26 protein-coding genes and 2 tRNA genes are annotated in these 26118 nt (G+C 59.0%); 15 read left to right on the top strand and 13 right to left on the bottom strand.

What is annotated here, in order from left to right; translation table 11 throughout:
* Positions 1-44 precede the first annotated feature (44 nt).
* From EO133_RS08230 to EO133_RS08225, 3 genes are all read left to right on the top strand, one after another.
* Complete coding sequence (locus tag EO133_RS08230; RefSeq protein WP_164734934.1) at positions 45-659, top strand: biotin transporter BioY; 615 nt, start codon at positions 45-47, stop codon at positions 657-659.
* Positions 660-783: 124 nt separating this feature from the next.
* Positions 784-954: a hypothetical protein gene (locus tag EO133_RS20225; protein ID WP_164734933.1), complete on the top strand. Its 171-nt coding sequence runs from the start codon at positions 784-786 to the stop codon at positions 952-954.
* A 5-nt stretch (positions 955-959) separates the two neighbouring features.
* Positions 960-2309: an NAD(P)/FAD-dependent oxidoreductase gene (locus EO133_RS08225; protein ID WP_127072160.1), complete on the top strand. Its 1350-nt coding sequence runs from the start codon at positions 960-962 to the stop codon at positions 2307-2309.
* A gap of 36 nt (positions 2310-2345) precedes the next feature.
* On the opposite strand, the gene EO133_RS08220 is transcribed toward EO133_RS08225, so the two are convergent.
* Positions 2346-2422, bottom strand: a tRNA-Pro gene (locus EO133_RS08220).
* A 118-nt stretch (positions 2423-2540) separates the two neighbouring features.
* Between EO133_RS08220 and EO133_RS08215 the strand changes: the two genes are divergently transcribed.
* From EO133_RS08215 to EO133_RS08210, 3 genes are all read left to right on the top strand, one after another.
* A tRNA-Gln gene (locus EO133_RS08215) sits at positions 2541-2615 on the top strand.
* Between the two features lie 229 nt (positions 2616-2844).
* A complete protein-coding gene (locus EO133_RS20220; protein WP_206513479.1) occupies positions 2845-3042 on the top strand; it encodes a hypothetical protein in 198 nt (65 codons plus the stop codon).
* An 18-nt stretch (positions 3043-3060) separates the two neighbouring features.
* Positions 3061-4038, top strand: a complete 978-nt coding sequence (locus EO133_RS08210; protein ID WP_127072159.1) for a site-specific integrase — start codon at positions 3061-3063, stop codon at positions 4036-4038.
* Here EO133_RS08210 and EO133_RS20215 read toward each other — a convergent pair.
* Positions 4025-4195, bottom strand: a complete 171-nt coding sequence (locus tag EO133_RS20215; RefSeq protein ID WP_164734931.1) for a hypothetical protein — start codon at positions 4193-4195, stop codon at positions 4025-4027. The genes EO133_RS08210 and EO133_RS20215 overlap by 14 nt on opposite strands.
* A 144-nt stretch (positions 4196-4339) precedes the next feature.
* Between EO133_RS20215 and EO133_RS08205 the strand changes: the two genes are divergently transcribed.
* Positions 4340-5035, top strand: a complete 696-nt coding sequence (locus EO133_RS08205; protein WP_127072158.1) for a GntR family transcriptional regulator — start codon at positions 4340-4342, stop codon at positions 5033-5035.
* Positions 5036-5146: 111 nt separating this feature from the next.
* On the opposite strand, the gene EO133_RS08200 is transcribed toward EO133_RS08205, so the two are convergent.
* From EO133_RS08200 to EO133_RS08155, 10 genes are read right to left on the bottom strand one after another with little or no spacing between them, the layout of a single operon-like run.
* Positions 5147-6163 (bottom strand): ABC transporter ATP-binding protein, encoded by a 1017-nt coding sequence (locus EO133_RS08200; protein WP_244640824.1) that lies wholly within the window; start codon positions 6161-6163, stop codon positions 5147-5149.
* Positions 6160-7215, bottom strand: coding sequence for an ABC transporter ATP-binding protein (locus tag EO133_RS08195; RefSeq protein ID WP_127072157.1), 1056 nt, complete (start codon positions 7213-7215; stop codon positions 6160-6162). The genes EO133_RS08200 and EO133_RS08195 overlap by 4 nt, the downstream gene beginning before the upstream one ends.
* Positions 7212-8615: a dihydroorotase gene (locus tag EO133_RS08190; RefSeq protein WP_127072156.1), complete on the bottom strand. Its 1404-nt coding sequence runs from the start codon at positions 8613-8615 to the stop codon at positions 7212-7214. Before EO133_RS08190 ends, EO133_RS08195 begins: the two co-directional genes overlap by 4 nt.
* A gap of 2 nt (positions 8616-8617) precedes the next feature.
* Positions 8618-10045 (bottom strand): hypothetical protein, encoded by a 1428-nt coding sequence (locus EO133_RS08185; protein ID WP_127072155.1) that lies wholly within the window; start codon positions 10043-10045, stop codon positions 8618-8620.
* On the bottom strand, positions 10042-11220 hold the full coding sequence (locus EO133_RS08180; protein ID WP_127072154.1) for a pyridoxal phosphate-dependent aminotransferase: 1179 nt from the start codon (positions 11218-11220) through the stop codon (positions 10042-10044). Before EO133_RS08180 ends, EO133_RS08185 begins: the two co-directional genes overlap by 4 nt.
* Positions 11221-11222: 2 nt before the next feature.
* Entirely contained in the window at positions 11223-12455 is a 1233-nt protein-coding gene (locus EO133_RS08175; protein ID WP_127072153.1) for a metal-dependent hydrolase family protein, read from the bottom strand.
* Positions 12456-12466: 11 nt separating this feature from the next.
* Positions 12467-13636 carry a M24 family metallopeptidase gene (locus tag EO133_RS08170; protein ID WP_127072152.1) on the bottom strand — a complete coding sequence of 390 codons (1170 nt, stop codon included), beginning with the start codon at positions 13634-13636 and terminating at the stop codon, positions 12467-12469.
* On the bottom strand, positions 13633-14715 hold the full coding sequence (locus tag EO133_RS08165; protein WP_127072151.1) for an Ldh family oxidoreductase: 1083 nt from the start codon (positions 14713-14715) through the stop codon (positions 13633-13635). The genes EO133_RS08170 and EO133_RS08165 overlap by 4 nt, the downstream gene beginning before the upstream one ends.
* Positions 14716-14721: 6 nt before the next feature.
* On the bottom strand, positions 14722-15600 hold the full coding sequence (locus EO133_RS08160; RefSeq protein WP_127072150.1) for a DUF4438 family protein: 879 nt from the start codon (positions 15598-15600) through the stop codon (positions 14722-14724).
* The gene (locus EO133_RS08155; RefSeq protein ID WP_127072149.1) at positions 15597-16475 is read right to left on the bottom strand and encodes a DUF4438 domain-containing protein; all 879 of its coding nucleotides are present in this window, start codon (positions 16473-16475) and stop codon (positions 15597-15599) included. The genes EO133_RS08160 and EO133_RS08155 overlap by 4 nt, the downstream gene beginning before the upstream one ends.
* A 298-nt stretch (positions 16476-16773) precedes the next feature.
* On the opposite strand from EO133_RS08155, the gene EO133_RS08150 reads away from it, so the two are divergent.
* A complete protein-coding gene (locus tag EO133_RS08150) occupies positions 16774-17532 on the top strand; it encodes an SDR family NAD(P)-dependent oxidoreductase (protein WP_127072148.1) in 759 nt (252 codons plus the stop codon).
* 44 nt (positions 17533-17576) lie between these two features.
* On the opposite strand, the gene EO133_RS08145 is transcribed toward EO133_RS08150, so the two are convergent.
* Positions 17577-19250 (bottom strand): M14 family metallopeptidase, encoded by a 1674-nt coding sequence (locus EO133_RS08145; protein WP_127072147.1) that lies wholly within the window; start codon positions 19248-19250, stop codon positions 17577-17579.
* Positions 19251-19523: 273 nt separating this feature from the next.
* On the opposite strand from EO133_RS08145, the gene EO133_RS08140 reads away from it, so the two are divergent.
* The 7 genes from EO133_RS08140 to EO133_RS08110 are packed head-to-tail and all read left to right on the top strand — an operon-like array spanning position 19524 to position 26117.
* Positions 19524-21059: a carboxypeptidase M32 gene (locus tag EO133_RS08140; RefSeq protein WP_244640823.1), complete on the top strand. Its 1536-nt coding sequence runs from the start codon at positions 19524-19526 to the stop codon at positions 21057-21059.
* Positions 21056-22255, top strand: coding sequence for a pyridoxal phosphate-dependent aminotransferase (locus EO133_RS08135; RefSeq protein WP_127072146.1), 1200 nt, complete (start codon positions 21056-21058; stop codon positions 22253-22255). Before EO133_RS08140 ends, EO133_RS08135 begins: the two co-directional genes overlap by 4 nt.
* Positions 22256-22267: 12 nt before the next feature.
* On the top strand, positions 22268-22765 hold the full coding sequence (locus tag EO133_RS08130; protein ID WP_127072145.1) for a VOC family protein: 498 nt from the start codon (positions 22268-22270) through the stop codon (positions 22763-22765).
* Between the two features lie 6 nt (positions 22766-22771).
* A complete protein-coding gene (locus EO133_RS08125) occupies positions 22772-23770 on the top strand; it encodes a succinylglutamate desuccinylase/aspartoacylase family protein (protein ID WP_127072144.1) in 999 nt (332 codons plus the stop codon).
* 30 nt (positions 23771-23800) lie between these two features.
* Positions 23801-24712, top strand: a complete 912-nt coding sequence (locus EO133_RS08120; RefSeq protein WP_127072143.1) for a polysaccharide deacetylase family protein — start codon at positions 23801-23803, stop codon at positions 24710-24712.
* Positions 24712-25221, top strand: a complete 510-nt coding sequence (locus EO133_RS08115) for an ureidoglycolate lyase (protein WP_127072142.1) — start codon at positions 24712-24714, stop codon at positions 25219-25221. Before EO133_RS08120 ends, EO133_RS08115 begins: the two co-directional genes overlap by 1 nt.
* On the top strand, positions 25218-26117 hold the full coding sequence (locus EO133_RS08110; protein ID WP_127072141.1) for a dihydrodipicolinate synthase family protein: 900 nt from the start codon (positions 25218-25220) through the stop codon (positions 26115-26117). The genes EO133_RS08115 and EO133_RS08110 overlap by 4 nt, the downstream gene beginning before the upstream one ends.
* Position 26118: the final 1 nt, after the last annotated feature.

Here is a 26118-nt window from a genome sequence, read left to right as displayed (position 1 = left end):
TTAACTAATGAATGGGCTTTAACGCAAAGGGACTTGTAACGGCCATGACTATTGCCTCTTCCAACACACTTTTGGGGCTGTATCAGCCAAAGACACGCACGGCGCAAATCGTTAGCGCGATTGCCATCGCCTTTCTGGGCTCGATGGTGCTCACCATCGCGGCAAAGGTCAATGTGCCGACATGGCCGGTTCCCGTAACGCTTCAGTCCCTTGCGATTGCGGCAATCGCCGGTGCGTTTGGTTTCCGCCTCGGTGTCGCGACCGTGTCGCTTTATCTTGCACAGGGTCTCGCCGGACTGCCGGTCTTTGCCGGCGCCTTCGCTGGTGTTCCCTACGTGCTTGGTCCCACTGGCGGTTTCCTCGTCGGCTTCATCGTGATGGCGGCAATCATCGGCTGGCTGGCTGACCGGGGCGCCATGCGCAATTTCTGGACAGGTTTCGGCGCCTTGATGGCGGGCAACATGGTGATGTTCGCCTTCGGATTTGCATGGCTTCTGGCCATGGCCGGGCAGGCGGGCTGGATCGATCAGTCCAACGTGCTGGTTTCGGCCTTTGAAGGCGCGGTCAAGCCCTTCATCGTCTGGGACATCGCCAAGATGGCCTTTGCAACGCTTACGGTCGTTGGCGGCTGGGCGCTGGTCAAGCGTCTCCGCGCCTGATCGCATTTGCGCATCGTTGAGTTTTGCCAGGGGCCGGTCAGCATCGATCGGCCCTTGTTTTATGCAACTTTCGTTCCCGGCAGCCGTTTCCTTTCACAGACGCAACTGGAAAAGGGGATGTTCAATGGAATTATCTGCAATGCCGTGGCTATTTGCCGTGCTCGGCGGCGCGGTCCTTTTGGGACTGGTGCTCGTTTATGGCATGGTCAAATCGAAAAGGGCGACGCGCCTTCAGCGTAAAAGCGCCGAGGAAGGTGCGCGCGAGCTTTATCACAAGGACGAAAGCAAGAGCTGACTGGTATGGATGATGCGACCGAACAGGTCATCATAATTGGCGCGGGATTTGGAGGGCTGAGCGCTGCAAAGCGCCTCGCGCGCTCTGGCATTCCGTTCACCCTGATCGACAAGCGCAATCATCACCTCTTCCAGCCATTGCTTTATCAGGTTGCCACCGCCGCTTTGGCACCTTCCGATATTGCCGTGCCAATTCGGGCCGTTTTGCCGCCCGGCAAGACCGATGCTCAAATTCTGATGGATCGGGTGGATGGCATCAACACGGAAAAGAAGCTGGTTCATACCGTCGGCGGCGCGCGCTTGCGCTACAGCAATCTGATTGTTGCGACTGGAGCCCAATATACCTACTTCGGCAACGATGACGCATGGGCTCCACATGCTCCATCGCTGAAATCGCTCGATGATGCGCTCAATATCCGTCGTCGTGTATTGCTGGCCTTCGAGCGTGCCGAGACCACCGAAGATCCGCAATTGCGTAAACGCCTCATGACCTTCGTGGTCATCGGTGGCGGCCCGACAGGCGTAGAGACAGCGGGTGCCCTGGCAGAACTTGCAAAGGCGACATTGGCCAGAGAGTTCAAGAATATCGATCCGCGCTCTGCACGCGTCGTTCTAATCGAAGCTATGGACAACGTGCTGACCGCTTATCCTGAGCATCTGGGCCGCTATGCCATCGATAAACTCGAACGACTTGGCGTAGAGGTCATGACCGGCGCTCCGGTGAAGGCGATTGATGGGCATGGCGTGACGCTGGACGATCAGGCAATTGAAACACCGAACGTCTTCTGGTGTGCCGGGGTCATAGCCACCCCCGCTGGGGAATGGCTTGGGGCGGATATGGCGAAAAATGGCGCGGTGGAAGTCGATGCTTTTCTACGCCCGAAAGGGTTTGACGATGTCTATGTCATTGGCGACGTAAGTTCAGCCAAGGATAAGGACGGAAACCCGTTGGCGGCCCTGGCTCCTGTAGCCAAACAGCAGGGCGATTTTGCGGCTCGCATGATCATTGCAAAACACCACTCTCTTCCAGAGCCCACCCCGTTCCGTTATCGCGATTGGGGGACTATGGCGACCATTGGGCGCTCGGCGGCGGTCGGTAAATTCGGCAGGCTGGAAGTTCGCGGCTTTTTTGCGTGGTTGTTGTGGGGAGCAGTGCATGTCGCCTATCTCGTAGGCTTCAGGAACAGGCTCAGCGTCATGATTAACTGGCTGTGGTCCTGGTTAACCTATCACAAGGGCGCGCGGCTGATTACGGGGCCGGACGAAGCCGATGTGCAGTCGCTCGATAGCACCACGGCTGTAGAAAAAGAGCTCGACAAGACCGTGACCAATCTCGAAGAGAGCGTCGCGCGATAAGAAAAGCCCCGGTCGCTCGAACCGGGGCTTTCAATATGGTCGGAGTAGGGTGATTCGAACACCCGACCCCCTCGTCCCGAACGAGGTGCGCTACCAGGCTGCGCTATACTCCGTCATCGAACGGCATCTTACGCCGATCTGGGCGCTTATATATAGTGTGAAAATCTACTGTTCAAGCCTGTTCGATGCGGTTGCGCGGCGCAATTAAACAGTGTAGGAACCAACGCGCTTTGGGGCGTCGCCAAGTGGTAAGGCACCGGTTTTTGGTATCGGCATTCGCAGGTTCGAATCCTGCCGCCCCAGCCAGCACACATTTAAAAATATCCAGCATTTCCAGTCCTTTTCTTATAATACTTGACCTCAGATGTTCGCAGGTGCGTATATATTGCGTAACAAATGGGGTCAGCGCATGCGAAAATCGGGCGACGTCAGACCGCACAAGCGGGACGGTATCTGGTACATGATCCGTCGTGTGCCCAAGTAATTTGCGCATCTGGACAAGCGCACCATCGTTCGCCTGAGCACCGAAATCGCGGTGGCCGACGATCCCTGCGGCGTCAGGGCAAAGACCGTCATGCAGCGGTTGAGCACCGAACTCGAAATCTATTGGCGCGGCATGCGCGACGGACAGGCCGCTGAGGCGCGGCTGCGATATGAAGCGGCCCAGAAGCGTGCCAGACAGGTAGGGCTTACCTATAAGACCGTGTTCGATCTCACTGACGATCCCAATTAAATTATCAGACGCGTTGAGTTGCTTGAGCAACGAAAGGCGCTGGACAATGAACAGGACGTCACGGCCATTCTCGGCGGTGAAAGCAAGCCTTCCTTGCGCCTGTCTGGCCTTCTCGAGGCCGTAGAGGAAAACCAGTCGACAGCGCTGGCCAAATACTCGCCCAATCAAATGCGGCGATGGCGCAACGCCAAAAAGCTCGCCATCAAGAATCTGACGTCGGTTATCGGAGATAAGCTGCTCTCTGAGATTAGCCGCGAGGACGCGTTGCGATACCGCCAATACTGGCAGGAACGCGTAGCGGTCGAAGGCGTGCAGGTCGACACGGCCAACAAGGATATCGGGCACCTGACACAGATGTTTGGCAACGTCGATCGCCTGAGCCTCACGGACGTTCGCTCCAAGTTCACTGGACTGTTGCTCGAAGGCGGTGGATACGAAGAACGTGCGCCTTACGATCCCGCTTTCGTGCGAGACGTCATTCTTGCGCCAGGCGCACTGGATGGCCTTAATCCCGAAGCACGCGCCATCATATGGGTAGTGGCCTCGACCGGCATGCGACCGGTGGAAGTTTGCCACGCTCGCGCTGAACATATCCATCTGGACGCCCCAATCCCCTATGTGTCCATCAAGGCGGTGGATCGCGTGCTCAAAACCGATCACTCGGCCCGCGATATTCCGTTGCTGGGAACGGCGCATGCTGCCTTCAAGCAGTTTCCCGACGGCTTTCCCCGGTACTGGGACAAAAATGCCTCGTTCTCTGCGACGGCCAACAAGTATATGGGCGAGTACGGTATGCGTCCGACGGACGATCATTCGGTTTACAGCCTGCGGCATACCTTTGAGGACCAGCTGACCGATCTTGAGGCGCCGGAAAAAGTCGTTGCCACGCTGATGGGGCACAAGTGGACTCGCCCGAAATACGGCGCGGGGCCGTCGCTGAAACAAAAGGCGCGGTGGATGAAGCGCATCGCGTTCAAGGAGCCTAAGCAAGGTTAGCCTCCCGCGTCATGGCTGCGAGAATCTGTTTCGCCCGGTCGCGGTGCGACACGCGCTGCCGCGCCTCGGCAAGCTCCCGTTCGATGGCATCGAGCAACGGCCCATAGACGTCGCCATGTCGCACAACGATATAGGCGAGGATGCGCAAACTGTTCAATACCTAGATTGTGCATGATATGATGTGACCGATTGCGAATCCTGACGCTTAATAGCTTATCAAGTTCGCTTCGACCCTATAAGAGCGGAGTGGTACGTCACTACGAAAGCATACTTTAAAAATGCTGGTAAAACGTGAGGCAATATGGCCATTGAAGATGCTGCCGGATCGGCTTTGAAGTTACCAAAGCGGGTTGCCTTGGCCGAAACTGTTGCGGATGCAATCGCGCAGGCGATTTCAGTAAACGCACTTGAACCTGGACAGCGCATTTCCGAAAGCGCTTTGGCGCTCCAAACCGGCGTGAGCCGTGCACCGGTACGCGAAGCGCTCAAGATTTTGCATGCACAGGGCATCGTTTCCGGCGAGCAGAACCGCGGTTATCGCGTCGTTTCTTTTTCTGAATCCACAGTGCGCCAAGTGCTGGAGGTCCGCATGTTCCTCGAGGGAGTCTTGCTGCGTGATGCGGTGGCAGCGTGGCGACAGTCGGGTGACCCACGCGCCGACCTCAATCCCCCGCTACAGCGTATGCGCGAGGCTGCGCGCGCCGGCAACCGGGCCGAAAGCCTCGCCGCCGATCTGGATTTCCACCGTGCCATCGCCGAGGCCTCAGGCAACGAAATTTCGCGCGTTCTTTGGGAGGCACTGGCCCGCCACGTCCTGATCATTTTCTCACGCAGCGAATACCGCGACGACGACCTTGATGCGGTCGTCACCCAACACGAGCAGTTCTGTGATGCTGTCGTGCGGCTCGTCAAAAGCGAACTCGACGAGGAGGCTCAAAAAGCCGAGCTCGAAACCCATCTGCTGCAAGTCAAGCGGATGCGCGAAGCGCGCGCCTAGAGCAAGTCCGGAAAAGTGGGAACCGGTTTTCCGAAAAGACTTGAGACATAACAAAAGGTTAGGTCGTGCCAGCGATTCATGAAGCGCTGACGCGAGCTAGCCCAAGGGTTCCTAGCTTGCACCCGCGGTCCGAATGCAGGCGCTTAAATGACCCGCCCCGACTTCAGTGAGTTGAGGCACGACTTTCGAACATTCCGGGATCACCATTGGGCACCGCGTCCTGAACACGCACCCCGAGGGCGGGTTGATCGGGCTCGGGATGTCACCTTTGAGGATAATTCGTTTTTTGCGGTCGGTTGGGTCCGGCACTGGCACCGCCGAAAGCAGTGCTTTGGTGTAGGGGTGATTGGGCACGGTGTAGAGCGTGCGTGTGGGCGCAATCTCCATGATCCGTCCCAGATACATCACGATCACCCGATCCGAGATATGCTCAACCACCGCCAAATCGTGGGCGATAAAGAGCATGGTTAGGTTGAACGCATCCTTGAGGTCATCAAGCAGGTTGACTACCTGCGCCTGGATCGAAACGTCCAACGCTGAAACCGGCTCGTCGGCAACGATGAAGTCGGGCTCGACCGCCAAGGCGCGCGCAATGCCGATCCGTTGGCGCTGCCCGCCAGAAAATTCGTGTGGAAACCGATGCATGTAGTCGCCGGTCAGGCCCACCTGTTCAAGCAGCCTTACGATCCGATCTTCTAGTTCGCCCGGCTTGCCGATATTGTGCAACGCTAGCGCATGCCCGAGAATAGTGCTGATCTTCTCGCGCGGATTGAGGCTGGCATAGGGGTCCTGGAAGACGATCTGCATGCGCTTGCGAAAGCGTCGCATATGGCGGCGGTTGAGCGTGGTGATGTCGGTGCCATCAAACTCCACGCTGCCAGATGTCGGCTCCTCGAGGCGCAGGATTGTCCGTCCCACGGTGGTCTTGCCCGATCCTGACTCACCCACCAGCCCGACGACCTCGCCGCGCTTTATTGAAAAGCTCACATCGTTTACTGCCTGCACGGCATTGACGACGCGGTTGAGCACCCCGCCACGTATTGGGAAGTGTTTGACAAGGTTCTTGACGCCAAGCAACGTCGCCCGGCTTTCGGGTCCGGTCTTTTCGATTGTCATGGTCGCGTTCATGTCGCTCTCCGAGGCGTTAAGTCAAGGTCACGCCAGCGCACGCAACGCACCGAGCGGCCGTCTTCGAGGGTTTCCAACGGTGGCTCTGCCGCGGCGCAAAGATCGGTGGCGTATGTGCAACGCGTGCGGAACCGGCACCCGCTCGGCAAACGCGTCAGGAGCGGCACGTAGCCGGGTATGGTCTGGAGCTTCTTTTTGTTTTCGGATGACCCGATGTGGGGGATCGATTGCATGAGCCCGGCAGTATAGGGCATGCGCGGGTTTGCGAAGATATCGTTGACCAAACCGGTCTCCACAACCTGACCAGCATACATGACCACGACCCGGTCAGCCATTTCGGCAACCACGCCCAGATCATGCGTGATAAAGACGATGGCCATTCCCAATCGGGCCTGCAAGTCTTTCATCAGTTCGAGGATTTGGGCCTGGATTGTGACGTCCAGAGCGGTTGTCGGTTCGTCCGCAATCAACAGTGTGGGCTCGCACGCCAAGGCCATTGCGATCATGGCGCGCTGACGCATGCCACCCGACATCTGATGAGGATAATTGGAGGCCCGCTTGACCGGCTCGGGGATCCCCACGATTTCCAGCATCTCGATAGCTCGCGCCCAGGCCGCCTTTTTCGAGAGCTTCTGATGTTCGATTACCACTTCGGAAATCTGCTGTCCGATCGTGTGGACGGGATTGAGGCTCGTCATGGGCTCCTGGAAGATCATGCCGATTTCATTGCCCCGGACCCGACGCATTTCGCGCTCGCTAAGTTGCGCAAGATTGCGACCGCGCACCGAGATCGACCCGCCGGTGATCATGCCGATCTTTTTCGGCAGGAGCCGCATGATCGATAGGCTGGTCACCGATTTTCCCGATCCGGATTCGCCCACGATGGCCAGTGTTTCCCCGCTCGACACCGTAAAACTCACCCCATCTACGGCCCTGACTTGTTCGCCCTCGCCCACGATGAAACTCGTCTGGAGATCGCGTACTTCGAGCAGCGGTGAGGCGCAATCAAGCGGGGCAGCGGGCGGGGTCTCTGGACTTGTGATGTGGCTCATTGGCTCCCTCCGGACTGTGTGGGGCAAAAAATGTCGTCAGGTGAGACGAAGCGGCCGGTGCCCGGCGGCGCAACGATTTCGCCATTGTGCGCAACCGTCGTACCCCTCACAAGGGTTGTCGTGATTGCGCCTTTGAATACCATTCCCTGATAAAGTCCGCTGACTGCACGGGCTTGAGTCAACAGTCTTTTCGGGTCGATCGTGGTTTGCCCGTTGGGGTCGATGAGCACCAGATCGGCATCCATTCCCGGACGGATCCGACCCTTTTGCTTGAGGCCGAACCGATCTGCGGCGTTGGCCGCCAACAACTCGGTAACGCGCGCAAGACCGATCCGGCCTGATAGCGCCGCGTCCAGCATTGAAGGGAGAAGCATTTCGAGCCCCGGCGATCCTGGAGGGGCCGCGGGGAAATTGTCTTTCGCCGCCTGTTTTTCAGCCAGCGAGAAACCGGCGTGGTCTGTGGCGACATGGGAAATCGTGCCATCATCCAGTGCTGACCAAAGCGCCTCCTGATCGGACCTATAACGTACTGGTGGGTTGATTTTGGCGTCCACCCCTGAGCGCTCCACATCCTCGACCGTACGGAACAAATAGTGCGGGCAGGTCTCCGCGCTAAAGTCGGATGTGCCCGAAAATCGGCGCAGAATGTCAACGCTCAGCGCACTCGAAATATGGGCGAAATGGAGTTTTGCCTGGGCCTTGATGTTAAGAGTAAGCAACCGCGCTATCGCCACCGCTTCGCACAGGGCAGGGCGCATACAAATGTGAGTTTCGGCGCGAGAGGGGTCGAGCGTTCTTCCGAGCGTCCCGAAATGGTTCAAAAGCTGTTCGCTCTCGGCGTGGACAACGACAACCCGTCCAGTCTTCGCAACGGCCTCAAGCACTTTGAGTTCGTCGCCCTCGTCGGGATAAGCGAGACCCTCGAACTCCTCTGCGCGTCCTTCCGGTGCAGCGGTCGTAAATATCTTGAATGCAATCACACCGGCCCTGGTAAGCGCCGAGACTCCCGTCTCACTAAGATCGGCGGGTGCGCCGAACAGGCCAAAATCGACCAGAGCGCGGGTGGCGAAATGCTGCCGACGCACGGCGACGCGCTCGGCCGAGTTGCAGCAGGGATCGGTGATTGGCATTTCAAAGAGCGTTGTCACCCCACCAGCCGCCGCAGCGGCAGTTTCCGTTTCCACCGTGCCACGCTCGGAAAAGCCGGGCGCGCGGATATGCACGTGTATGTCGATGGCTCCGGGCAAAACGATCTTGCCGGACGCATCGATCATATCTCGGGCTTCCGAGAGGCTGCCCGCAGGCGCTATTGCCGCGATACGCCCCTCAGTGATCCCCATATCAAGCGGCTGGTTGTTCTCAGCCATTCTGCCACCGGCGATGATGGTATCGAATGCCATGCTCACTTCAGCCCGAGTTCGGTCAGAGCCTTGGCGACCCCGTCAAGGTTGGTCAGGTGCATTGAGGCATAGTTGGGCGCCAGAACCACGCCCTGGCCTCTGGCCCGATAGGTCGCCATCACCGAGCGATAGGCGATATCGGGGGTGCATTTGGCCTGATCGGCCCGTACGCGCGGCGCGTCTATCCCCAGGCCCATGTAGACCTTGGCCCGTCCGTTGACACCGCGAACGGCATCGGCGCATTGGCCATAGACGTAAGTATCGGGGTCCATACCTTTCTGTATTACCTCGCCATAGGGCGCCTCGCTTAATCCCAGGATCGAATAGAGTACCCCGGTTACGTCTTCGGGTGAGAAGTCGCGCAGGATGGTCTTTTGGAAAAAGCTCAGCTCTTTGGCAAAGATTTCACCAGACTGGTGCTGATAGGTGATGGGCTTGACCCAGTCCGCGTAAAGCGTCTGTTCCTCCCAAGGCCATTGTGCCCGCCGGAATATGTTGAAGTGGTTGCGGTTCCAGACATTGAGGCCAAAGGAAAGCGTGGGTTTGCACCATTTAACCAGCCCATAGATTTCCCGGTCCAGATCCTTGTTGCGTTCGAGCCAGAAGCGCTCCCAAATCAGGGCTTCGGGATTGGCTAGAAGCTCGCGGATAAAGGTGATGAACGCTCCGTCCGCAAAGGTTTTGCCACTTTTCGCTTCTTGCATGAAATCGTAAAGGTTGAGCAGCGCCTTTCGACACGCTTCCACATCGATCCCGCGTTCAAGCGCTTCGCGCCGGGCATGGGTGGAAAAATCTCCCGGCGCATCGCCCTGGATCAAGGTGTCGAGCGGGGAATTGCGTTCGTTACACCACATGACCCCGTCGATATCGTAGTTGCGCACCTGATCCTCGATCATCGAGAGAATCCAGTTGCGATAATCGGGGTGGCTTGTGGAAGGATCGCCACCCAGCCGCCCGAAAATGTCGACCTCCATGGCCTGTGCGAGGTTGGGAATTTCTACCGTGTTGGTCGACCCATGCCCGGTGTATTTGAAGAACGGCTCCATCAACTCGATGAAAACCTTCATGCCCCGATCGTGCGCAGGCTTGATCACCATTTCGAGGATGTCTTTGCCCTCAAACTCAGGATCCTTGGCGCGGAAGTCCTTGATAAAGGTGCCGCTGTAGTAGGCGGGGTCTGGATTGAAATAGGCGCCGCCCTTCATCTTGAACGGCTCGGGAACCCCATGGTCGGGCCATCCGTCCAGAGCGTGGGAAATTGAGCGCCCGGTCTTAAGTCCCAGCCAGGACACGGTGCCGAGCATGAGAACGTTGACACCGACCCGGTTCTGCAGCGTGTCGAGAACTGTATCCACCCCTTCGTCGAGAAAACTGATCGGGCTAATCTGGATGCCGACGAATTTTTCGTCTGCATTGGGGACTGTGGTCATGCCGCATTCCTTTTCGCGTCTACAAAGCGCGCAATCCGCACGACCGCGTCCTTGATCACCGGCAGGGGCTGGAGATAGGAAATCCGGATGTAGTCGGTGCTCTCGTCGCCGAACATCGTGCCTGGAAACACCATCACACCCGTCTCACGCAGAAGCTCCTCGCAAAAAGCGGGTGCATCGAGCCCGGTCGACGAGATGTTGGTGTAGATGTAGAAGGCTCCACCGGGGTGCCCGTAACTCAGGCCAAGTTCGCTCAACGCGCCCATGAGATAGGTGCGACGTTCGCCATATTGGCGCGCCATCTCCTCAATGGCGTCCTGCGGTCCGGTGAGTGCAGCCAGTGCCGCATATTGGGAAATCGTGCAGGTGTTGATCGAGAGCGTGTGGCGAGGCTCCGTCATTTTTTCCACGAAATCTGCAGGAGCGGCGAGATAGCCCACCCGCCAGCCGGTCATGGCGTAGGTTTTGGAAAACCCGTTGAGCGTAATGGTTCGCTCTTTCATCCCCTCCAGCGTCGCGATCGAGAGGTGCGCGTTCCCCTCATAGATGAGCTTGGCGTAAATCTCGTCGGCGACGATCAACAGGTCGTGCCGGCGCGCCAGATCGGCGATCTTTTCAATTGTCTCGGGCGGAGTCACGGCGCCGGTGGGGTTATTGGGCGAGACCAGCACGAACATCTTTGTCTTGCCAGTAATCCGTTTTTCGATCTCGGCCGCATCGAGCGCGAAATCGTCCTTTTCATAGGTTGGGACCGGGACCGGCGCCCCGCCAGCCAGATGCACGGCAGTGTCGTAGGTGGTAAAACGGGGCGAGGTGATCAACACTTCATCGCCTGACTCAATGAGCCCCAACATCAGCAGCGTGATCGACTCCTGAACCCCAGCGGTAACAACGATTTCGTCCGCCGTATAATCGAGCCCGTAGTTTGCTCTTAGATCGTTTGCGATTGCTTCGCGCAACACGGGCAGGCCGGTGGGTCCGGTGTAGTGATGCTGATTGTCGTCAATGGCTTTTTTGGCCGCCTGGGCGATATGGGCGGGCGTGTGAAAATCGGGGTCACCGCGGCCAAGCGCGATGACGTCGTCGAGCTTTGCGGCGATGGCGAGCATTTTGGAACGGAATGCGCCGTCTTCCTCGACGATGCGCGCGGCCAGTTTTTGGGTAACGATACTCATTTTCAATGCATCCGCTTTCCGGCGATGAACGTCATGGCCACTCTTTCGAGCGCAAACAGATCCTGATCGGGCTTGCCGTCCACAATGATGAAATCGGCCTCCTTGCCCGCTTCGAGCGTGCCGAGCCGGTCCTCGAGACCATTGAGCTTTGCGGCGCGTGCGGTGATCGCCCGGATGGCGTCGAGCCGGTCGGGGCAGACCCCGACTTCGACCATGAAGTCGAGCTCGGGGGCGATGGAATCATGTTCGACTGCCGGGCTGCCTGCGTCGGTACCGAATACAATGGGCACCCCGGCCTTTGCAGCGCGCACCAGCCCATCGAAACGCGACTTGTCGCCCACAGCCTTCTGCCGTTCGGCGATCTTCCATTCGGGGATCGCAAAGCGCCGTGCGATCTCAGCATTGGCCTGCATCACCAGAGCCGAAAACGTCGTCACGATCGGGACTTTCTTGTCGAGCAGAAGTGCGATGGTCTCCTCGCTCATCGATCCTCCATGTTCGACGCAATCGACGCCGAATTCGACAACCCGGCGAATGCAAGAATCATAGGTCGCGTGCGCGGTGATCGGCAGGCGGTTGCGGTGGGCTTCGTCGATGACGGCTTCAAGTTCGGCATCGGTAAACTCGAGCGTGTCGTGACACGCCATGATCTTGATCAGATCGGCACCGCCCTTTACTTGGTCGCGCACCGCCCGCCGCATTTCATCGGCGCCCGAGGCCTCCCGGCATACCCAATAGGTATGACCGCCAGTCTGGATGATGCTTTCGCCCGAAACCAGCAGTCTTGGTCCGGGCAGGATACCTTGTGCGACGGCCTGCTTGGTGAACAGGTTTGCGTTGTGCACGCCCAGATCGCGCACCAGCGTAATTCCGGCGCGAAGCGATTTCATCATGTTGCCCGCCGCTTTGTAGGCGCGGATTTCCGGGCTGTCATACATCGATTGGAACGAAAGCTCATGAATGCCGTCCCAGGACAGATGGGCGTGCGAATTCATCATGCCGGGCATGATGGTCTTGCCACCGGTGTCGAGAACTGCAATCTTGTCGTCCGCCACAGCGTCAGCCGCCGCGCCCACGGCAACGATCTTGCCGCCCTTGATTTCGATATAGCCCTCCTCGATTACCTCATCGCCTCTGGCGGTGATGACGCGCCCCAGGACGCGCTGATCGATGGCCTCGGCCTCAAACATTGGCTTTATGATCTTGGTGTAGTGCCAGGCGGCGGGTTCGGGCATGAGATCCTCCCTCAGAGGCTTGGAATCGCGACGATGCGCGTGTCGATGGGGTGATCGGTCAGAAAGCGCGAGACAATTTCTACCCCGTTCTCGTGGACGATCATGGTATTGATGGTGCGGTAGCCGTCGCGTCCGGGTCGGTAGACGCCCGGCTCGTTGGAAAAGACCATGTTGGGCGCAACGGCAGTCGCGTCGCCCGGAGCAAGCCAGGGCGCCTCGTGGCCTTCAACGCCCATGCCGTGCCCGATCCGGTGCCGGATGGCCTCGCCCAAGCCGGCGGCTTGGAGTTCATTCAGCGCTGCAGCATTGATCTGCGCACAGACGGCGCCGAGCTTTAGTGCCTCGATGGCGGCGTCGTTGCACGCTTGCATGGCCTGCATGACAGCGCGTTGTTCGGCGCTCATTTCACCCACTATCAACGTGACCCCGCTTTCGGCGTGATAGCCACCGAGGCTGCAGCCGATCCCTGCGATCAGCGTCTCGCCCCATTGCGGCTTGCGGTCGGTTGTAGCGCCGTGGGGCAGTGCAGCTCGAGGGCCTGAATGAACCGAGGCGGTGATCCCCATCTTGGTTCCAGAAAACGCAGTGCCATGAGTGGCAAACAGAGCATCGCGCGCGTGTCCGACACAGTCGTTCAAAAGGTCGATTTCGCCAGCCCTGTCTGCGATCAAAGTGCCAGCGTGATCAAACAGGCGCTCAAGGCAAAGATCGGCGAACCGGGCTGCCTCGCGGGTCAGCGCCAGTTCGGCCTGCGTCTTGATAAACCGGAGCGGGGCGACCGGGTCGGTAAGCGTCAGGGAGTCTACCCTGTCGCGTGCGGCATCAAGGAACCGGGCGTCTAGCGCGTCGACCGCAAGTCGCTTGGCGCCACAGTGCGTGATCATCGTCAGTTCGGCGGGATCCTCGCCGGGATATTCGAAATAGGTCTGGACCGACACACCTGAGATGACTTCGGCGTTTTCTTTCTCAAGGAGAGGCACATGCAGAACTGCCTCACCTTCGAGAGGCACGTACAAACCAATAGGCCGTTCGTTCACCGAAAATACAAAGCCTGTAAGGTAGAGAACGTTGGCGGGCAAAAGCAGAAGCGCGCCATCAAGCCCGCTTGCTGCAAGTCTGGCGCGCAGGGCATCGCGGCGCTCGGCCCGGAACTGATTGCCAAGAGGCAGGAGCGCCGTCACAGCGTGGGCTCCATATAAGGTCCGACGATCTTGAGGCGATTTCTCAGCCCCAAATCGTCCCCGAGCGCAACAAGTTCTTCTAGCACCGTGTCATCAAGCGGAACACCGGATCTCGATTTTGCTGCCACGCGACGCGCTTCCTGTTCGCCAGGCAGCAGAATTTCGGAAAAGCCGGGCCGTGTCTGGCGCGATTTTACCATCTTGGCGAATGCGTCCATGCGTGCCTCGAACTCGGAGTGCGCCATGAACCATTCAATGTCGATAGCGGTGAAAGAGTGGGAAACATCGAGCTTTTGAGGGTCAGCATAAGGCGTGAGCCCGAACCCGCCCCCACCGATAACGCCGGTCAGGACATCGGTCATGAACGCCAGCCCGTAACCCTTGTAGCCGCCGATCGCGAGTAGCGCCCCGGTCATGGCGGCGTTAGGATCGTCGGTGGTTTCACCCTCTGGGGTCAGCGCCCAGTCCGTGGGCATAGGTTTGCCCCCGCGCGCCAACCAGTCCATCATGCCTTTGCCAGCGGTGGTCAGCGCAAAGTCCATCACCACCGGAAAGCCCAGCCCGGTGGGAGCCGCAATGCCCCAGGGATTGGTGCCCACAGCGCCTTCGCGGGCGCCCCAGGGCGCCATTTCGGGACCTGCATTGGTATAAGCAACGCCTATGCAGCCAGCCTCGACCGCTTGGCAGGCATGGACCGCAGACGAGCCATAATGGGTGGAATTGCGCACGATCACCGTGCCGATGCCCGAGGCTTTCGCCATTTCGATGGCAATTGCCATGGCCTTTGAGCCCGCTACCGTTCCGATTCCATTGTGAGCATCGCAAAGCGCCAGGGCAGGCGAACGTTTTACGATCTCGAAAGGCGCGCGCGGGTCGACCATCTTGTCTGCGATCCGTTCACGGTATCGCTTGATGCGCCGAACGCCCTGGCCATGGCCGGGGTGAAAGCGGAGTTCCGAGAAAACCAGCGCATCGGCAAATATCTTTGCGTCCTCGGGCGTGAGTCCAAGCGCTTCGAAACCCTCGCGCATGAACGCGTCGATGCTATCGCGGGTGACCGATGTCAGGGTGATGGTCATCTGCGTTTAGGGCTCCAGCGAGAGCAGGGTAGCGATATTCGCCGAACGGTCCTCGAACGTGCTCAATTGTCCGCCAGGCGCGGTCATCAGGACCGTGATCCCAGGGCCATAGCCAGCGCGCGGCCCGTCTGTCTGGCCCACGACACCAATCGAGGTCGCCCCACGCAGATAGCCGTGATTGTACCGGCTATCGGTGTCGCCAAAAGCGACGATATCGCCAAGTTTCAAGGTGTCGAGCCCTAACTCGGCGAGAAGCGCTCGGTCGGTCGACTGCATGTGCAGGCTGCCGCCTTCGCTGGTCAATCCGGCGCCCGCGCCCACCAAATGGGGCGGTATTGTTGCGACCACGCCGACCTTGAGCACGCCGTTTTCGCTGCGCGTAGAGAGTTTTCCAAGCAAGTCCGGCGACAAGCCTTTGCACGCAACCGCCTCATGGCCGGAAATTTCTATCCCGGTGCCGATGGCCTTGACGACGATCTGATCTCCGACCGCCATCTTTGTGCGGACGTCCTTGGGAAAATGAACGATCACCTGCTCGGAGAAGCGCCCTGATTTCCCGGTTACAACGCCCTTGGCGCCCTGCGCCTGGCCGGTCATGACCGTGGCCGTGTTTCCGACACAGGCAAAGACGTTGAGCCCGCGGTTCTTCACGTCGTCGGCCCCCTTGACCGAGACACCTGGATGGATGCAGTCGGCGGCCCAGCCAAAGGCCCTCTCTCCGACGGACACGTTATAAACGATGCCCCCAAAGGTGGGCAGAAGGAAGGGGGTGCCGTCCGCGGCCAGCCTGTAAGGCTCAGCAGGAAGCCCGGCAAATCCAGGATGCGCAATTGCGCCGCCCACCGAGACCGCAATCAGGTCGTCCGTGTTGATCGAAAGGGTCATGAGCGCACTCCGATTGAAAAATAGTTGGCGATGTTGGCGGTGCGATCGATCTCGAAATCGATGGAATCATCGGTGCAGGTCATCAGCGTCAGGATGCCCGGTCCGTGTCCGGTCATCACCGAGTCCCCATGAATGCACAAAGCGATCGACACCGAGCCCTTACGGTAAGACCGCCCGAAATGGTGGTCAGCATGGCGGATGGCAATCAGATCGCCTAATCGCATCTGGTCGATCCCGAGATCTGCCATCAGTGGCCTGTCCCCGCTCATGAGGTCCTGATCGACATATTCGGAATTGAGCTCGGCGCCAGAGCCCATGATCTCGATAGGCAATTCCATGGCGACGGGCACCTTAAGCGCGCCGTTACCTGCACGCGAAAGCCTCATGGCATTGAGTAGGCGGGGGCTGGTCTTTTTGAACTCTATCGAGGGGAATTCGCTCAGCGCGATACCACGCCCATGCGCCATAATCTGGATCTGGTCACCGATATTGAGCATCTCGTTGACCTCGTCCTCAAACGCGACCAGCAGCCTCGCATGTTCGCCCGTTACGATGCCCTTTGCGCCCTTGGTCAGACCGCTCATCACCGTCGCTTCGTTGCCGATGCAGGTAAGATAGTGCAGGGCGAAGTCGGCGCTTTCATTGGGATTGGCTATGGAAACACCGGGCTCGACATGGTCGCCTGCCCAACCAAAGGCGCGATCGCCCACCGAGGCATTGTAAGTGACCCCGAACATGCCGGGCAGCATCACGCCTTTTCCGTCGGGATAGTGCAGATAACCGCCCGGCCGCAATGAGGGCTGGCTTACATAGCCGCACACGGCCATTGCCACCAGATCGCCTGCGTTGTCGGTGAGCCCGGTCGCCTCTTTCATGCCCTACTCCTTTGCCCGCGATGGGCCAAACATGTGTCAACGTTCAGTTTGTAGATTGTCGACAATCGAACAGAGTGTAAGAATGCACATGCAGAAGACGAGGTCAAGCAGGGCAGGGGTGTCCGCAATTGCCACGGGGTGCTGTGGGCATGCGCACCTGACATGCGCTGCCGGGGAGGGGCAGGAAATAGAGGATTTGGCGGTCTAAGAGTGTCTCAGAGCACAGCGCCTCCACGGTGGAAAACTGGCTGGGCGATCCCGAAACAGTTCAATAACGAAAGGAAACACAGACTTGAGAATGCAAGACATGACAGCCATCGTCACCGGTGGCGCCGAGGGTATGGGCCGGGCTACAGCGCTCAAATTCGCCCGGGAGGGTGCCGATGTAGTGGTGGGTGATATCAACGCCGAGGCCGGGGCATCTCTTGAGGCTAACGCAACCGATCTGCCCGGGCGCATTGTATATGTGCCATGCGACGTCTCGATTGAGGACGATGTGGCGCACTTGATCGAAACGGCCGAAAAGACATTTGGCAAACTCGACACGATTTTCAACAATGCCGGTATCGAACAGCCCGTCACCGCTTCGGACGAGATTGCAGAAGATCTGTTCGACAAGGTCATCGCGGTCAATCTCAAGGGCACGTTCTTTGGCTGCAAACACGCGCTGCCGGCCCTGTTGCGCAATGGCGGCGGCACCATCGTCAACAATTCCTCGGTGAGCGCCTTTGCCAATGTTGGTGGAAATCTCTCCTATGCGGCGTCCAAGGGCGGCATCATGTCGATGACCCGTGTCATCGCCATTGAGTACGCTGACCGCAACGTTCGATGCAACGCGATCAATCCTGGCGTCATCGACACGCAGATGAACCGCCGCAACCGCGATCTTGCAGCTGACCCCGAAGAGATCGAGCGCCGCTGGCGTGCCATAACACCGTTGGGCCGAATGGGAACTGGTGATGAAATCGCCGAAGCGGTTCTGTATCTGGCGACGCCACTATCCTCGTTCGTTACCGGCATCGGACTTGTGATCGACGGGGGCCGTATCGCTACCTGATCTCAGGGATACGGGCGGCGCCATGGACGCCGCCCGCGCTGAGGTTATCCGAGTTCGACCGTCAACCGGTCCGTGCCACCCTTTTCCGACTGCGCCGACACGGTCACGCTTCCGGCTTGATCCATGCGGACCAGCCATTCGACGGGCCGGGAATTGGCCGTCCATTGTTGACCCCATGGAGAATAGGGATAGAGGCGCTCGTTGCGCCCGGCCAGATGGCCCAATTGTACCCGCTCCGGGTTCATGACCAGTGCACCGCCCTCGATTGCGATCCCGGCCAGCACGGGCTTGGCAACCTTGTTCTCGACTGCGACATCGGACAGGTTGGTCGGCAGATAGCCGTGGTTGGAGACGATGGCGCGTACCTTGTAAAGCCCTGCACCCAGAGCCTCTATGTCAACAGAATCGATCTTGACCCGCGGCGCTGCGAGGGCGTGCCGGATGTTGAAGACCACATTGTCGTGACACAGCTTCTCGAGCAGCCGGCCGGGCGGATTACGATAGCTCCAGATGTTGACCATGCCACCGATCTCGATCTCGCCCAGCTGGGGGTGATTGAAGGAGCGCCATGGCCGCCAACCCTTCTCGGCCATGTTGGCCGTAACATAATCATAGACCTTTTGCTGGACCTCCTCGTTGCGTGGATAGAGGTTGTAATAGCCCTCTTTTTCGACGCCCGCGGCCCTTTCGAGATCCCACAGTTCGGTGGCAAAACTGATGATTCCCATTTCCTCATAGGTCCAGTCCATCAACCCGCCGCGCCGGGGTTTGGATTTGTCCGGCGTGAACTCCTCGTAGATCGAGACGGTGGGATAGCCCGTCACCTCGGTCCCCACTTTGCCGATCTCCTTGTAGAGCGTCATGTCGCGCGGGCTCATATCGGCATCCGAGCGCGTCATGGACGGGCGCAAAATGATCCCCCCATGGGTGTGATAGGCGCACATGCCACAGATATTTGGGTGGTCGAGGATGAAACGAGCCATGGCCGCGGTTTCCGGCTCGGAAAGGGGATGCTCGCCCGCGCCATACTCCTGGGGCGACCAGTTGGTGGGGAAGTTGCGGTTCATGTTGCCGTCGAACGGGGCCTCCACCGGAACGTTGGCGCCGTCATAGTTGCGGATTCGCCCCTCGGGGTAGAGCCGGAAGTATTCGCCGCATTCCTCGCCCGGCGCGCGCTGCACCATGATGTCGGGATTGGTGGCCGATTTCTTCCATTCGCCTTTGGGGTCGGGAACACGCATCCAGACAATGAACCCATCACCGTCAATGTCCTCTGGGACCAGCCCCTCGATCCGGTCGGCCCCGGGCATGAACCGTCCATTGCCACACCAGTTGTAGTAAGGCGGCACCAGAGCCAGTTCCGCACCATCCGGATTGATGCGCGGCAGAACGTAGATCGCCTGGCTGTCGACCAGCCGTGTCACTTCGGGGTCGATGCCATACTGGCTGAGGAGATAGTGCACAGCATAGAGCGCGGTGGCGCTGGTCGCGTGCTCCTCGGCATGAATTTGTGCGTCGATGTAATATCCGGGCTTTTCCAATGCTGGCCCGGTCTTGGCGTTGTTGATCTCGACAAGCCACACATCGCGCCCGTGATGGGATTTGGCGAGCGAAGAAAGGGTCATCAAGTCTGGATATGACGCCTGTAGCGCCCTCAAATGCTCGGTCATCTCCTCGTAGGTAAAGTAACGATCGAACGCGATTTTCGGTGCGCCCATTCCAGCCTCCGTTTGGTAATTTGCCATACAATCCCCAGTCTGTTTGTCGCGAAATCCCTGTCTGAAAAGGATTTTCCGCGATCTCGCGCAGGGCCTTTAATCATCCTTGACAAGCCGATGACAGCCTGTCCACTATTAGCTTGTAGATTGTCGACAATTGAAAAAGCAAGTCAAAGCTTGTCGTCATTGAGCGGTTGGTCGGCAGAATTGGGAAAGGATAAGGGTCATGCGGCACACGGGTAACGATTACGCCTCTAAAGGGGTCTATGCGCTGTGAGCTATGCAGCCCTCCTGGAAACCATGGGGCGCGTAAATGACGTGCTCAACGCCAAATCAATCCTGAGCTGGGATGCGCGCACCATGATGCCTCCGGGCGGTTCGGTTACGCGCGGCAAGCAAGAAGCGACCCTTTCGGTCATCGCCTTCCAGATGCTGACTTCCGATGATACCCGCCGCGAGCTCGATGCCGCTGAGGCAGAACTTGCCGCTCGTCCCAAGGACAGCGTTGAGCGGACAATCGTCGCTCAGGTTCGCGAGGCGGTCCAATATCACTCGCGCATCCCATCCGATCTGATCCGTCGCCGTGCGGAGTTGGGTTCAACCGGTCAGGACGTCTGGGCCAAGGCCCGCGCCACTAATAATTTTGCACTTTTCGCACCGCTGCTTGAGGAAACCGTCGCGCTAAACCGGGAGATGGCCGAGGTCATCGGCTATGAAGAGCACCCCTATGACGCGCTGATGTACCGGTTCGAGCCTGGTGAAACCGTGGCCACGCTAAGGCCCTTGTTTGCCCGGCTGCGCGAGGGGCTTCTGCCGCTCGTCAAGGCGATCGGAGAAAAGGAACAGCCTCGCGCCGACTTCCTGGAGCGCGACTATTCCCCGGAGAGCCAATATGAATTTGCGCTCAAGATGGCCCAGACTGTCGGATATGACCTTGATCGGGGGCGCCTCGATACCACAATCCACCCCTTCGAGATTTCCTTCACCCGCAACGACGTGCGCATTACCACGCGCTTCTCGCGCAACTACATGCCCATGAGCCTGTTCGGCGCTCTGCATGAGGCCGGTCACGCGCTTTACGAGCAAGGGGTTGATCCCGATTATACCCGCACGCCGCTGGCGACCGATCTTATCGGGCTCTATGCCGTTGGTGGGGTCAGCTTTGGCGCACATGAGAGCCAGTCGCGCCTGTTTGAAAACCATGTGGGCCGGGCCCGCGAATTCTGGGACATCCACTTCCCTGCCGCCCAGGCCCATTATTCCGATCAGCTTGGCGACGTAACGGTCGAGGAGTTCCATCGCGCAATCAATCGGTGCCGTCCGGGCCTGATCCGGGTGGAAGCTGATGAGTTGACTTATGACTTTCACGTCATGCTGCGTGTGGAAATAGAGGCCGCGCTGATCGACGGCTCGCTCAAGGTCTCCGACTTGCCTGAATACTGGAATGCCAAGATGCACGAGTATCTCGGCGTTGCTGTGCCTGATGATACCCACGGTGTGCTCCAGGACGTGCATTGGTCATCGGGCCAGATCGGCACGTTCTGCAACTATACGATCGGCAATGTCATGGCGAGCCAGCTCTTTGCCAAGGCAAAGGAGGATGGCGCCATTTCTGAGGGGTTGGCACGGGGCGATTACGACCCATTGCGCGCCTTTATGGTCGAACATGTCCACCGTCACGGTCGCCGCTATTCGCGCGACGACCTGCTCTTGCGCGCTACCGGACGGAAACTCGATCCGGAGCCCTACATCACTTATCTGACCGACAAGTATTCCGAGCTCTACGGGCTCGAAAAGGAGGGGAAATGACTGCGAAAGGGATGGGTGACCGTCTGGCCAAACGCGTCAAGCTCAAGGATGCCCATATCATCACCCGTATGGCGGACATGGCCGAAAAACTGGGCGATGTGATCAAGCTGGGCCGGGGCGATCCCGACCTCGATACCCCGGCCCATATCATCAAGGCCGGCCAGGACGCGCTTGCCAATGGTGCGACCCATTATACCCACCCACTGGGTATCCCCGCTCTACGTGAAGCGATTGCAAAAAACATCCTCGCTTATGGCGGGACCGATTATGCGTCCGACGAGATTGTCGTGACCCCTGGCGGCCAGCACGCGATGTTTGTGATTGGGCTGTCCCTGCTCGATCCGGGCGACGAGATCATAGTGCCGTGCCCGGGCTATGAGCCTTACAGCCAGGCAGCCGATCTCGCCGGTGCAACCGTGGTTCCTGTCAAGATGACCATGGAGACCAATTTCACTTTGACCGCCGACATGGTGCGCGAAGCGATTACGCCGAAATCGAAAATTCTGGTGCTGATCAACCCCAACAACCCCACTGGCACGGTGACGCCGCCCGATGAAGTCAAAAAGATTGCCCAGCTCGCAATCGAGCACGATCTGATCGTGATTTCAGACGAGATTTACGCTCGCCTCACTTATGGCAACAGCACCGTGCAGCCCGTCGCTGCCCTTCCGGGCATGAAAGAGCGCACCATCACGCTTTCGGGGTTTTCCAAGGCATATGCCATGACCGGATGGCGTGTCGGGTACTTTGCAGGGCCCAAAGAGTTGATCGTACCGATGGCCGAAATCAACCATGCGTTCGCAATCTCGACCGCCGCCGTCAGTCAGCATGCCGCTCTTGCTGCCATGCAAGGCGATCAGCAATGCGTGGAAGATATGCGGCGCATCTATGACGAGCGGCGACGCACCCTTTGCAAAGGACTCGATGAGCTGTCCATCCCTTACGCCGAATGCCAGGGCGCCTTTTATGTCTACGCCGATGTTTCGGTCACCGGCCTGCCAGCCAGCAAATTTTGCGAACGGCTTTTGGCCGAGGGGCAGGTGATGATCTATCCGGGCCGCATCTATGGGGACCATACCGACGACTTCGTCCGCATGTCGCTGACTCAGCCTGTGCCGCGCATCAAGGAGGCTCTTGTGCGCATGAAAAAGACCATCGAAACGATCCGCTCTGAGCGCGCGAGCTCAGTCGCCTAAGGAGAATTGAAAATGTCCGCACCCACCCAGGTGAAATCCGACAATCCCAACGTCACCGCAATCAAGCACATGGCCTTTGCTGTCCGCGACGCCAAGGCGACGCTTGACGCCTACGCGCGTTTTTTGCATGTCCCCGCCGACACCACGATAACCGACTTCCCCAAGTCCAAGAACCGCGTTGCGCTCTTTTACCTCGGGGGCATCGAATACCAGCTCTGCCAGTCGCTCGAGGCCGGCGGCCGCTTTGATGCATGGATTTCCGAGCGTGGCGCAGAGGGCCTGCACCACATTTGCTATGAGGTCGATAACATCGAAAAGGCCCTCGACCATGCCAAGGCACAAGGGGCCGAACTGCGCATCTGCCAGGCCTGCGGTGTTTACGGTTCGCATCCCCATCCCGAAGGTTATGTCGCGTTTCTGGACAATGACGCGGGCGGCATCGAGATTGAGTTCATGCAGGTCTACACCCCTGAAGAACTCAAGAAGTACGAAGCTTATCAGGGGATTTGACCGATCATGACCCAATCCAACTCCGTCACCATCGGCACTGCCACCGCACAGCCCGGGCAGGTTGCCCGTGGCGTTATTCCCGTCACAGAACTTGCCGGAGGCACCAAGGTCGAAATTCCAGTAGTCGTGATCAATGGCGCCAAACCGGGCAAGACCTTCTGGGTCAATGGCGCCATCCACGGCGATGAGCCCGAGGGCCCGCTCGCTTGCCAGATCGCCATGCGCGAGATCGACCCCAAACAGCTCATCGGCACGGTTGTGATGGTTCCGGTCGTCAACGTCATGGCGTTCGAGGCGGCCAATCGCGGCAATCCTCTCGACACGTTCTCGTTCGATATGAACCGCATCTATCCAGGTCGCGCCAATGGCTATCTTTCCGAGCGCGTCGCGCACGCTCACTCCGAATGGATGAGCCGATCTGCCGACATAGAGATCTCCATCCACTCGGGCGGTGCGCATTCCTTTCTGGCCAAGGCGATATTCGTCGACGAGACACCTGAATCTGTCGAACTCGCCATGGCGATGGGCGAGGGCTGGGGCTGCATCATGAGCAATTTCCTGCCCAAGGGCTCACCCATGGCGCAGATGAAGGAAATCGGCAAGACCGGGATCACAGTAGAGCTTGGCGGGCGCTCGCACACCGGGCCGGAAGCCTTTGCCAAGGTCGGCCGGGAGTTGGCCAATTCGATCCTCAATATTCTTTATCATTACAAGATGTACCCGGGTACGCCGGTCTATCCGGACAACCCCACCAGGGGTCAGCAGGAGGCTCTGCTTGCGCCGGCTTCGGGCATCTTCATTCCGACCCCGGGGGTCGATTTCCTCACTCCCATGAAGAAGGGGGATTCGATCGCAAGGATCGTCAACATTTTTGGCGACGAATTGGCCCATCTTACCGCCCCGGCGGACGGCATGTTCTTTGGCCTGCGCGCGCTGCCCAACGTGAACACGGGCGATTGGTGCTGCTTTTTCAACAAGGTGGAAGGGCCGCGGACTTGGCGCTGACGGCCACAGGTCTGGCGGAGGAGAACCCTCATGCGTGACTATATCGGTTATGCCGACACACCACCGCAATTTGACTGGCCCGGAGGCGCACGCGTCGCGGTGAACTTCGTGGTCAATTATGAGGAAGGCTCGGAGTATTCCATCGACGATGGCGACGGGCGTTCGGAAAGCGCGCTGATCGAGGTCAGCACCCCTCGCGTCCCGGTCGGATCCCGCGATCTGGCCAGTCAGTCCATGTACGAATATGGCTGCCGCGTCGGCTTCTGGCGGCTTCACGACCTGTTCGTGAGCCGGGGCTTGCCGGTCACAATATTTGCTGCGGCAGTGGCGCTTGAGCGCAATCCGCGCGCTGCACGGGCCATCGCTCGCACCGACTGGGATATCGTGTGTCACGGACTGCGATGGATCGAGCACTACCATCTGGACGAAGCGGAGGAACGGGACCAGATCGCGCGAGCTTACAGCCTTGTCACCGATCTGCTCGGACGCACGCCCTCGGGCTGGTATTGCCGGTATTCACGTTCGGAAAACACCCGTCGGCTCGTTGTCGAACACGGGGGATTTGCTTTCGACAGCGATGCTTATAACGACGAGCTGCCTTATTGGACGCTTGTGTCGGACGCACCTCACTTGGTGGTTCCCTATTCGCTTGTCACCAACGACGCCAAGTTCCTGCAAGGTGGTTGGGTCACTGGGGCTGAATACGGGACATTCCTCATCGAAACCCTGACGGGACTACTGGAACATGACGGTCCGCGCATGATGAGCGTGGGCCTGCATCCGCGTATCATCGGGCATCCGGGCCGGCTCGCCGGACTTGTCGCATTTCTCGACCACATTGCGGCCCTTCAAGGTGTCTGGGTTGCTGGGCGTCTCGCGATTGCCGAGCACTTCAAGCGCTGCGTTCCCTTTTCGCGCGAGACTGCGGGAGAATTTACCTGATGATCGAGATCGCTATCTGTCAAACTGATCCGCACGCCGCGCTGGGCCCATTGGCCGAAATCATCACCCCGCCCGAGACGTTTGGTGACCGCCGCTTTTTTACCGATGCCATCATCGCATCGGGGTCAGGTCTCGCTCCGGTGTTTCACACAAATCGTGTTGCTCCGTCGTGTCTGCCGCTGGTGGTCGACCGTCTTGAGCGCCATCCCCACGCGGCTCAGGCCTTCATGCCGCTCGATGTTTCGCGCTACGTGGTGCTTGTTGCCCCCGATACAGGTGCCGGCGCGCCCGATCTGGGCAGGGCATGCGCCGTTATGCTGAGCGGAAACCGGGGGATCCTTTATCGTCCCGGCACCTGGCACATGGGCATGAGCGTGCTCGATGGCCCCGGAGTTTTTGCCGTGCTCATGTGGCGTGGGCGTACCGATGACGATGTGCTCCACGAAATTGAAGGGCTTCGGATCACGTCGGACAACGACAAGATAAATCAGGGCAGGAACGTCGCATGAAACGCAACCCGAAACTTTTTGTCCCTGCCATCACACCGTTCGCAGCCGACCTCTCGATCGATGAGGCCCGGTTCCTGGCCAACGCCAGAACGCTGCTGGATCAGAGTGCCGACGGGCTGGCCCCGTTCGGCACCACCAGCGAGGCAGCCTCGCTGGGGCTGGATGAGCGCAAGCGGCTGCTCGCCGTCCTTATCGAGGGAGGGATCGATCCGAGCCGTTTGATGCCCGGCACCGGTGCTGCCGCCTTGCCCGAGGCCATCGCCCTGACCCGGGATGCCGTGGCAAACAAATGTCTGGGCACGCTCACCCTACCGCCCTTCTATTACAAGGGCGTCACCGAAGATGGGGTTTATGCCTATTACGCCCAGATCGTAGAGGCGGTCGGAAGCTCAGATCTCAAGATCTATCTCTACCATATCCCCCAGATGAGCGGCGTTGCGATCACGCTTTCGCTCATCGAGCGCCTGCTCAAGACCTATCCTGGTGTGTTCGTTGGACTCAAGGATTCGTCGGGCGACTGGGACAACACCCACGCCATCATCAAGGCGTTTCCCGAGCTCGATGTTTATTCGGCCTCCGAATCGCTGATCGGCAAAAATGTTGCAGCGGGCGGGGCCGGTTGCATCAGTGCCTCGGCCAACGTCAACACCATGGCGATCGCGGCGCTGATCAAGGCATTAGGCACCGAGCGGGAAGCGGGTATCGCCGAGCGGGTGGCCGAGGTGCGCAAGCGCTTCGAGAGCCTGCCGCTGATCCCTGCGGTCAAGGCCGTCACAGCCATTCTGCGCGGTGACCCGGCCTATGAGATCGTTCGCCCACCCTTCGCTCCGGTACCCGATAGCCTGCGCGGCGCAATCAACGACGTGGCGCGTCTGTGCGCCCCAACACAGGTGTGAA

Source organism: Pelagibacterium lentulum, assembly GCF_003992625.1.
GTDB classification, from domain to species: domain Bacteria; phylum Pseudomonadota; class Alphaproteobacteria; order Rhizobiales; family Devosiaceae; genus Pelagibacterium; species Pelagibacterium lentulum.
This window is presented reverse-complemented; position numbering and strand designations above follow the sequence as displayed.

Excerpts from the sequence above, each read along its gene's own strand:
- EO133_RS08230 (WP_164734934.1), top strand. The coding sequence starts at position 45 with ATGACTATTGCCTCTTCCAACACACTTTTGGGGCTGTATCAGCCAAAG.
- EO133_RS20225 (WP_164734933.1), top strand. The coding sequence starts at position 784 with ATGGAATTATCTGCAATGCCGTGGCTATTTGCCGTGCTCGGCGGCGCG.
- EO133_RS08225 (WP_127072160.1), top strand. The coding sequence starts at position 960 with ATGGATGATGCGACCGAACAGGTCATCATAATTGGCGCGGGATTTGGA.
- EO133_RS08205 (WP_127072158.1), top strand. The coding sequence starts at position 4,340 with ATGGCCATTGAAGATGCTGCCGGATCGGCTTTGAAGTTACCAAAGCGG.
- EO133_RS08200 (WP_244640824.1), bottom strand. The coding sequence starts at position 6,163 with ATGAACGCGACCATGACAATCGAAAAGACCGGACCCGAAAGCCGGGCG.
- EO133_RS08195 (WP_127072157.1), bottom strand. The coding sequence starts at position 7,215 with ATGAGCCACATCACAAGTCCAGAGACCCCGCCCGCTGCCCCGCTTGAT.
- EO133_RS08190 (WP_127072156.1), bottom strand. The coding sequence starts at position 8,615 with ATGGCATTCGATACCATCATCGCCGGTGGCAGAATGGCTGAGAACAAC.
- EO133_RS08185 (WP_127072155.1), bottom strand. The coding sequence starts at position 10,045 with ATGACCACAGTCCCCAATGCAGACGAAAAATTCGTCGGCATCCAGATT.
- EO133_RS08180 (WP_127072154.1), bottom strand. The coding sequence starts at position 11,220 with ATGAGTATCGTTACCCAAAAACTGGCCGCGCGCATCGTCGAGGAAGAC.
- EO133_RS08175 (WP_127072153.1), bottom strand. The coding sequence starts at position 12,455 with ATGCCCGAACCCGCCGCCTGGCACTACACCAAGATCATAAAGCCAATG.
- EO133_RS08165 (WP_127072151.1), bottom strand. The coding sequence starts at position 14,715 with ATGACCATCACCCTGACATCGGTCACCCGCGATAGCATCGACGCGTTC.
- EO133_RS08160 (WP_127072150.1), bottom strand. The coding sequence starts at position 15,600 with ATGACCCTTTCGATCAACACGGACGACCTGATTGCGGTCTCGGTGGGC.
- EO133_RS08155 (WP_127072149.1), bottom strand. The coding sequence starts at position 16,475 with ATGAAAGAGGCGACCGGGCTCACCGACAACGCAGGCGATCTGGTGGCA.
- EO133_RS08150 (WP_127072148.1), top strand. The coding sequence starts at position 16,774 with ATGCAAGACATGACAGCCATCGTCACCGGTGGCGCCGAGGGTATGGGC.
- EO133_RS08145 (WP_127072147.1), bottom strand. The coding sequence starts at position 19,250 with ATGGGCGCACCGAAAATCGCGTTCGATCGTTACTTTACCTACGAGGAG.
- EO133_RS08135 (WP_127072146.1), top strand. The coding sequence starts at position 21,056 with ATGACTGCGAAAGGGATGGGTGACCGTCTGGCCAAACGCGTCAAGCTC.
- EO133_RS08130 (WP_127072145.1), top strand. The coding sequence starts at position 22,268 with ATGTCCGCACCCACCCAGGTGAAATCCGACAATCCCAACGTCACCGCA.
- EO133_RS08125 (WP_127072144.1), top strand. The coding sequence starts at position 22,772 with ATGACCCAATCCAACTCCGTCACCATCGGCACTGCCACCGCACAGCCC.
- EO133_RS08120 (WP_127072143.1), top strand. The coding sequence starts at position 23,801 with ATGCGTGACTATATCGGTTATGCCGACACACCACCGCAATTTGACTGG.
- EO133_RS08115 (WP_127072142.1), top strand. The coding sequence starts at position 24,712 with ATGATCGAGATCGCTATCTGTCAAACTGATCCGCACGCCGCGCTGGGC.
- EO133_RS08110 (WP_127072141.1), top strand. The coding sequence starts at position 25,218 with ATGAAACGCAACCCGAAACTTTTTGTCCCTGCCATCACACCGTTCGCA.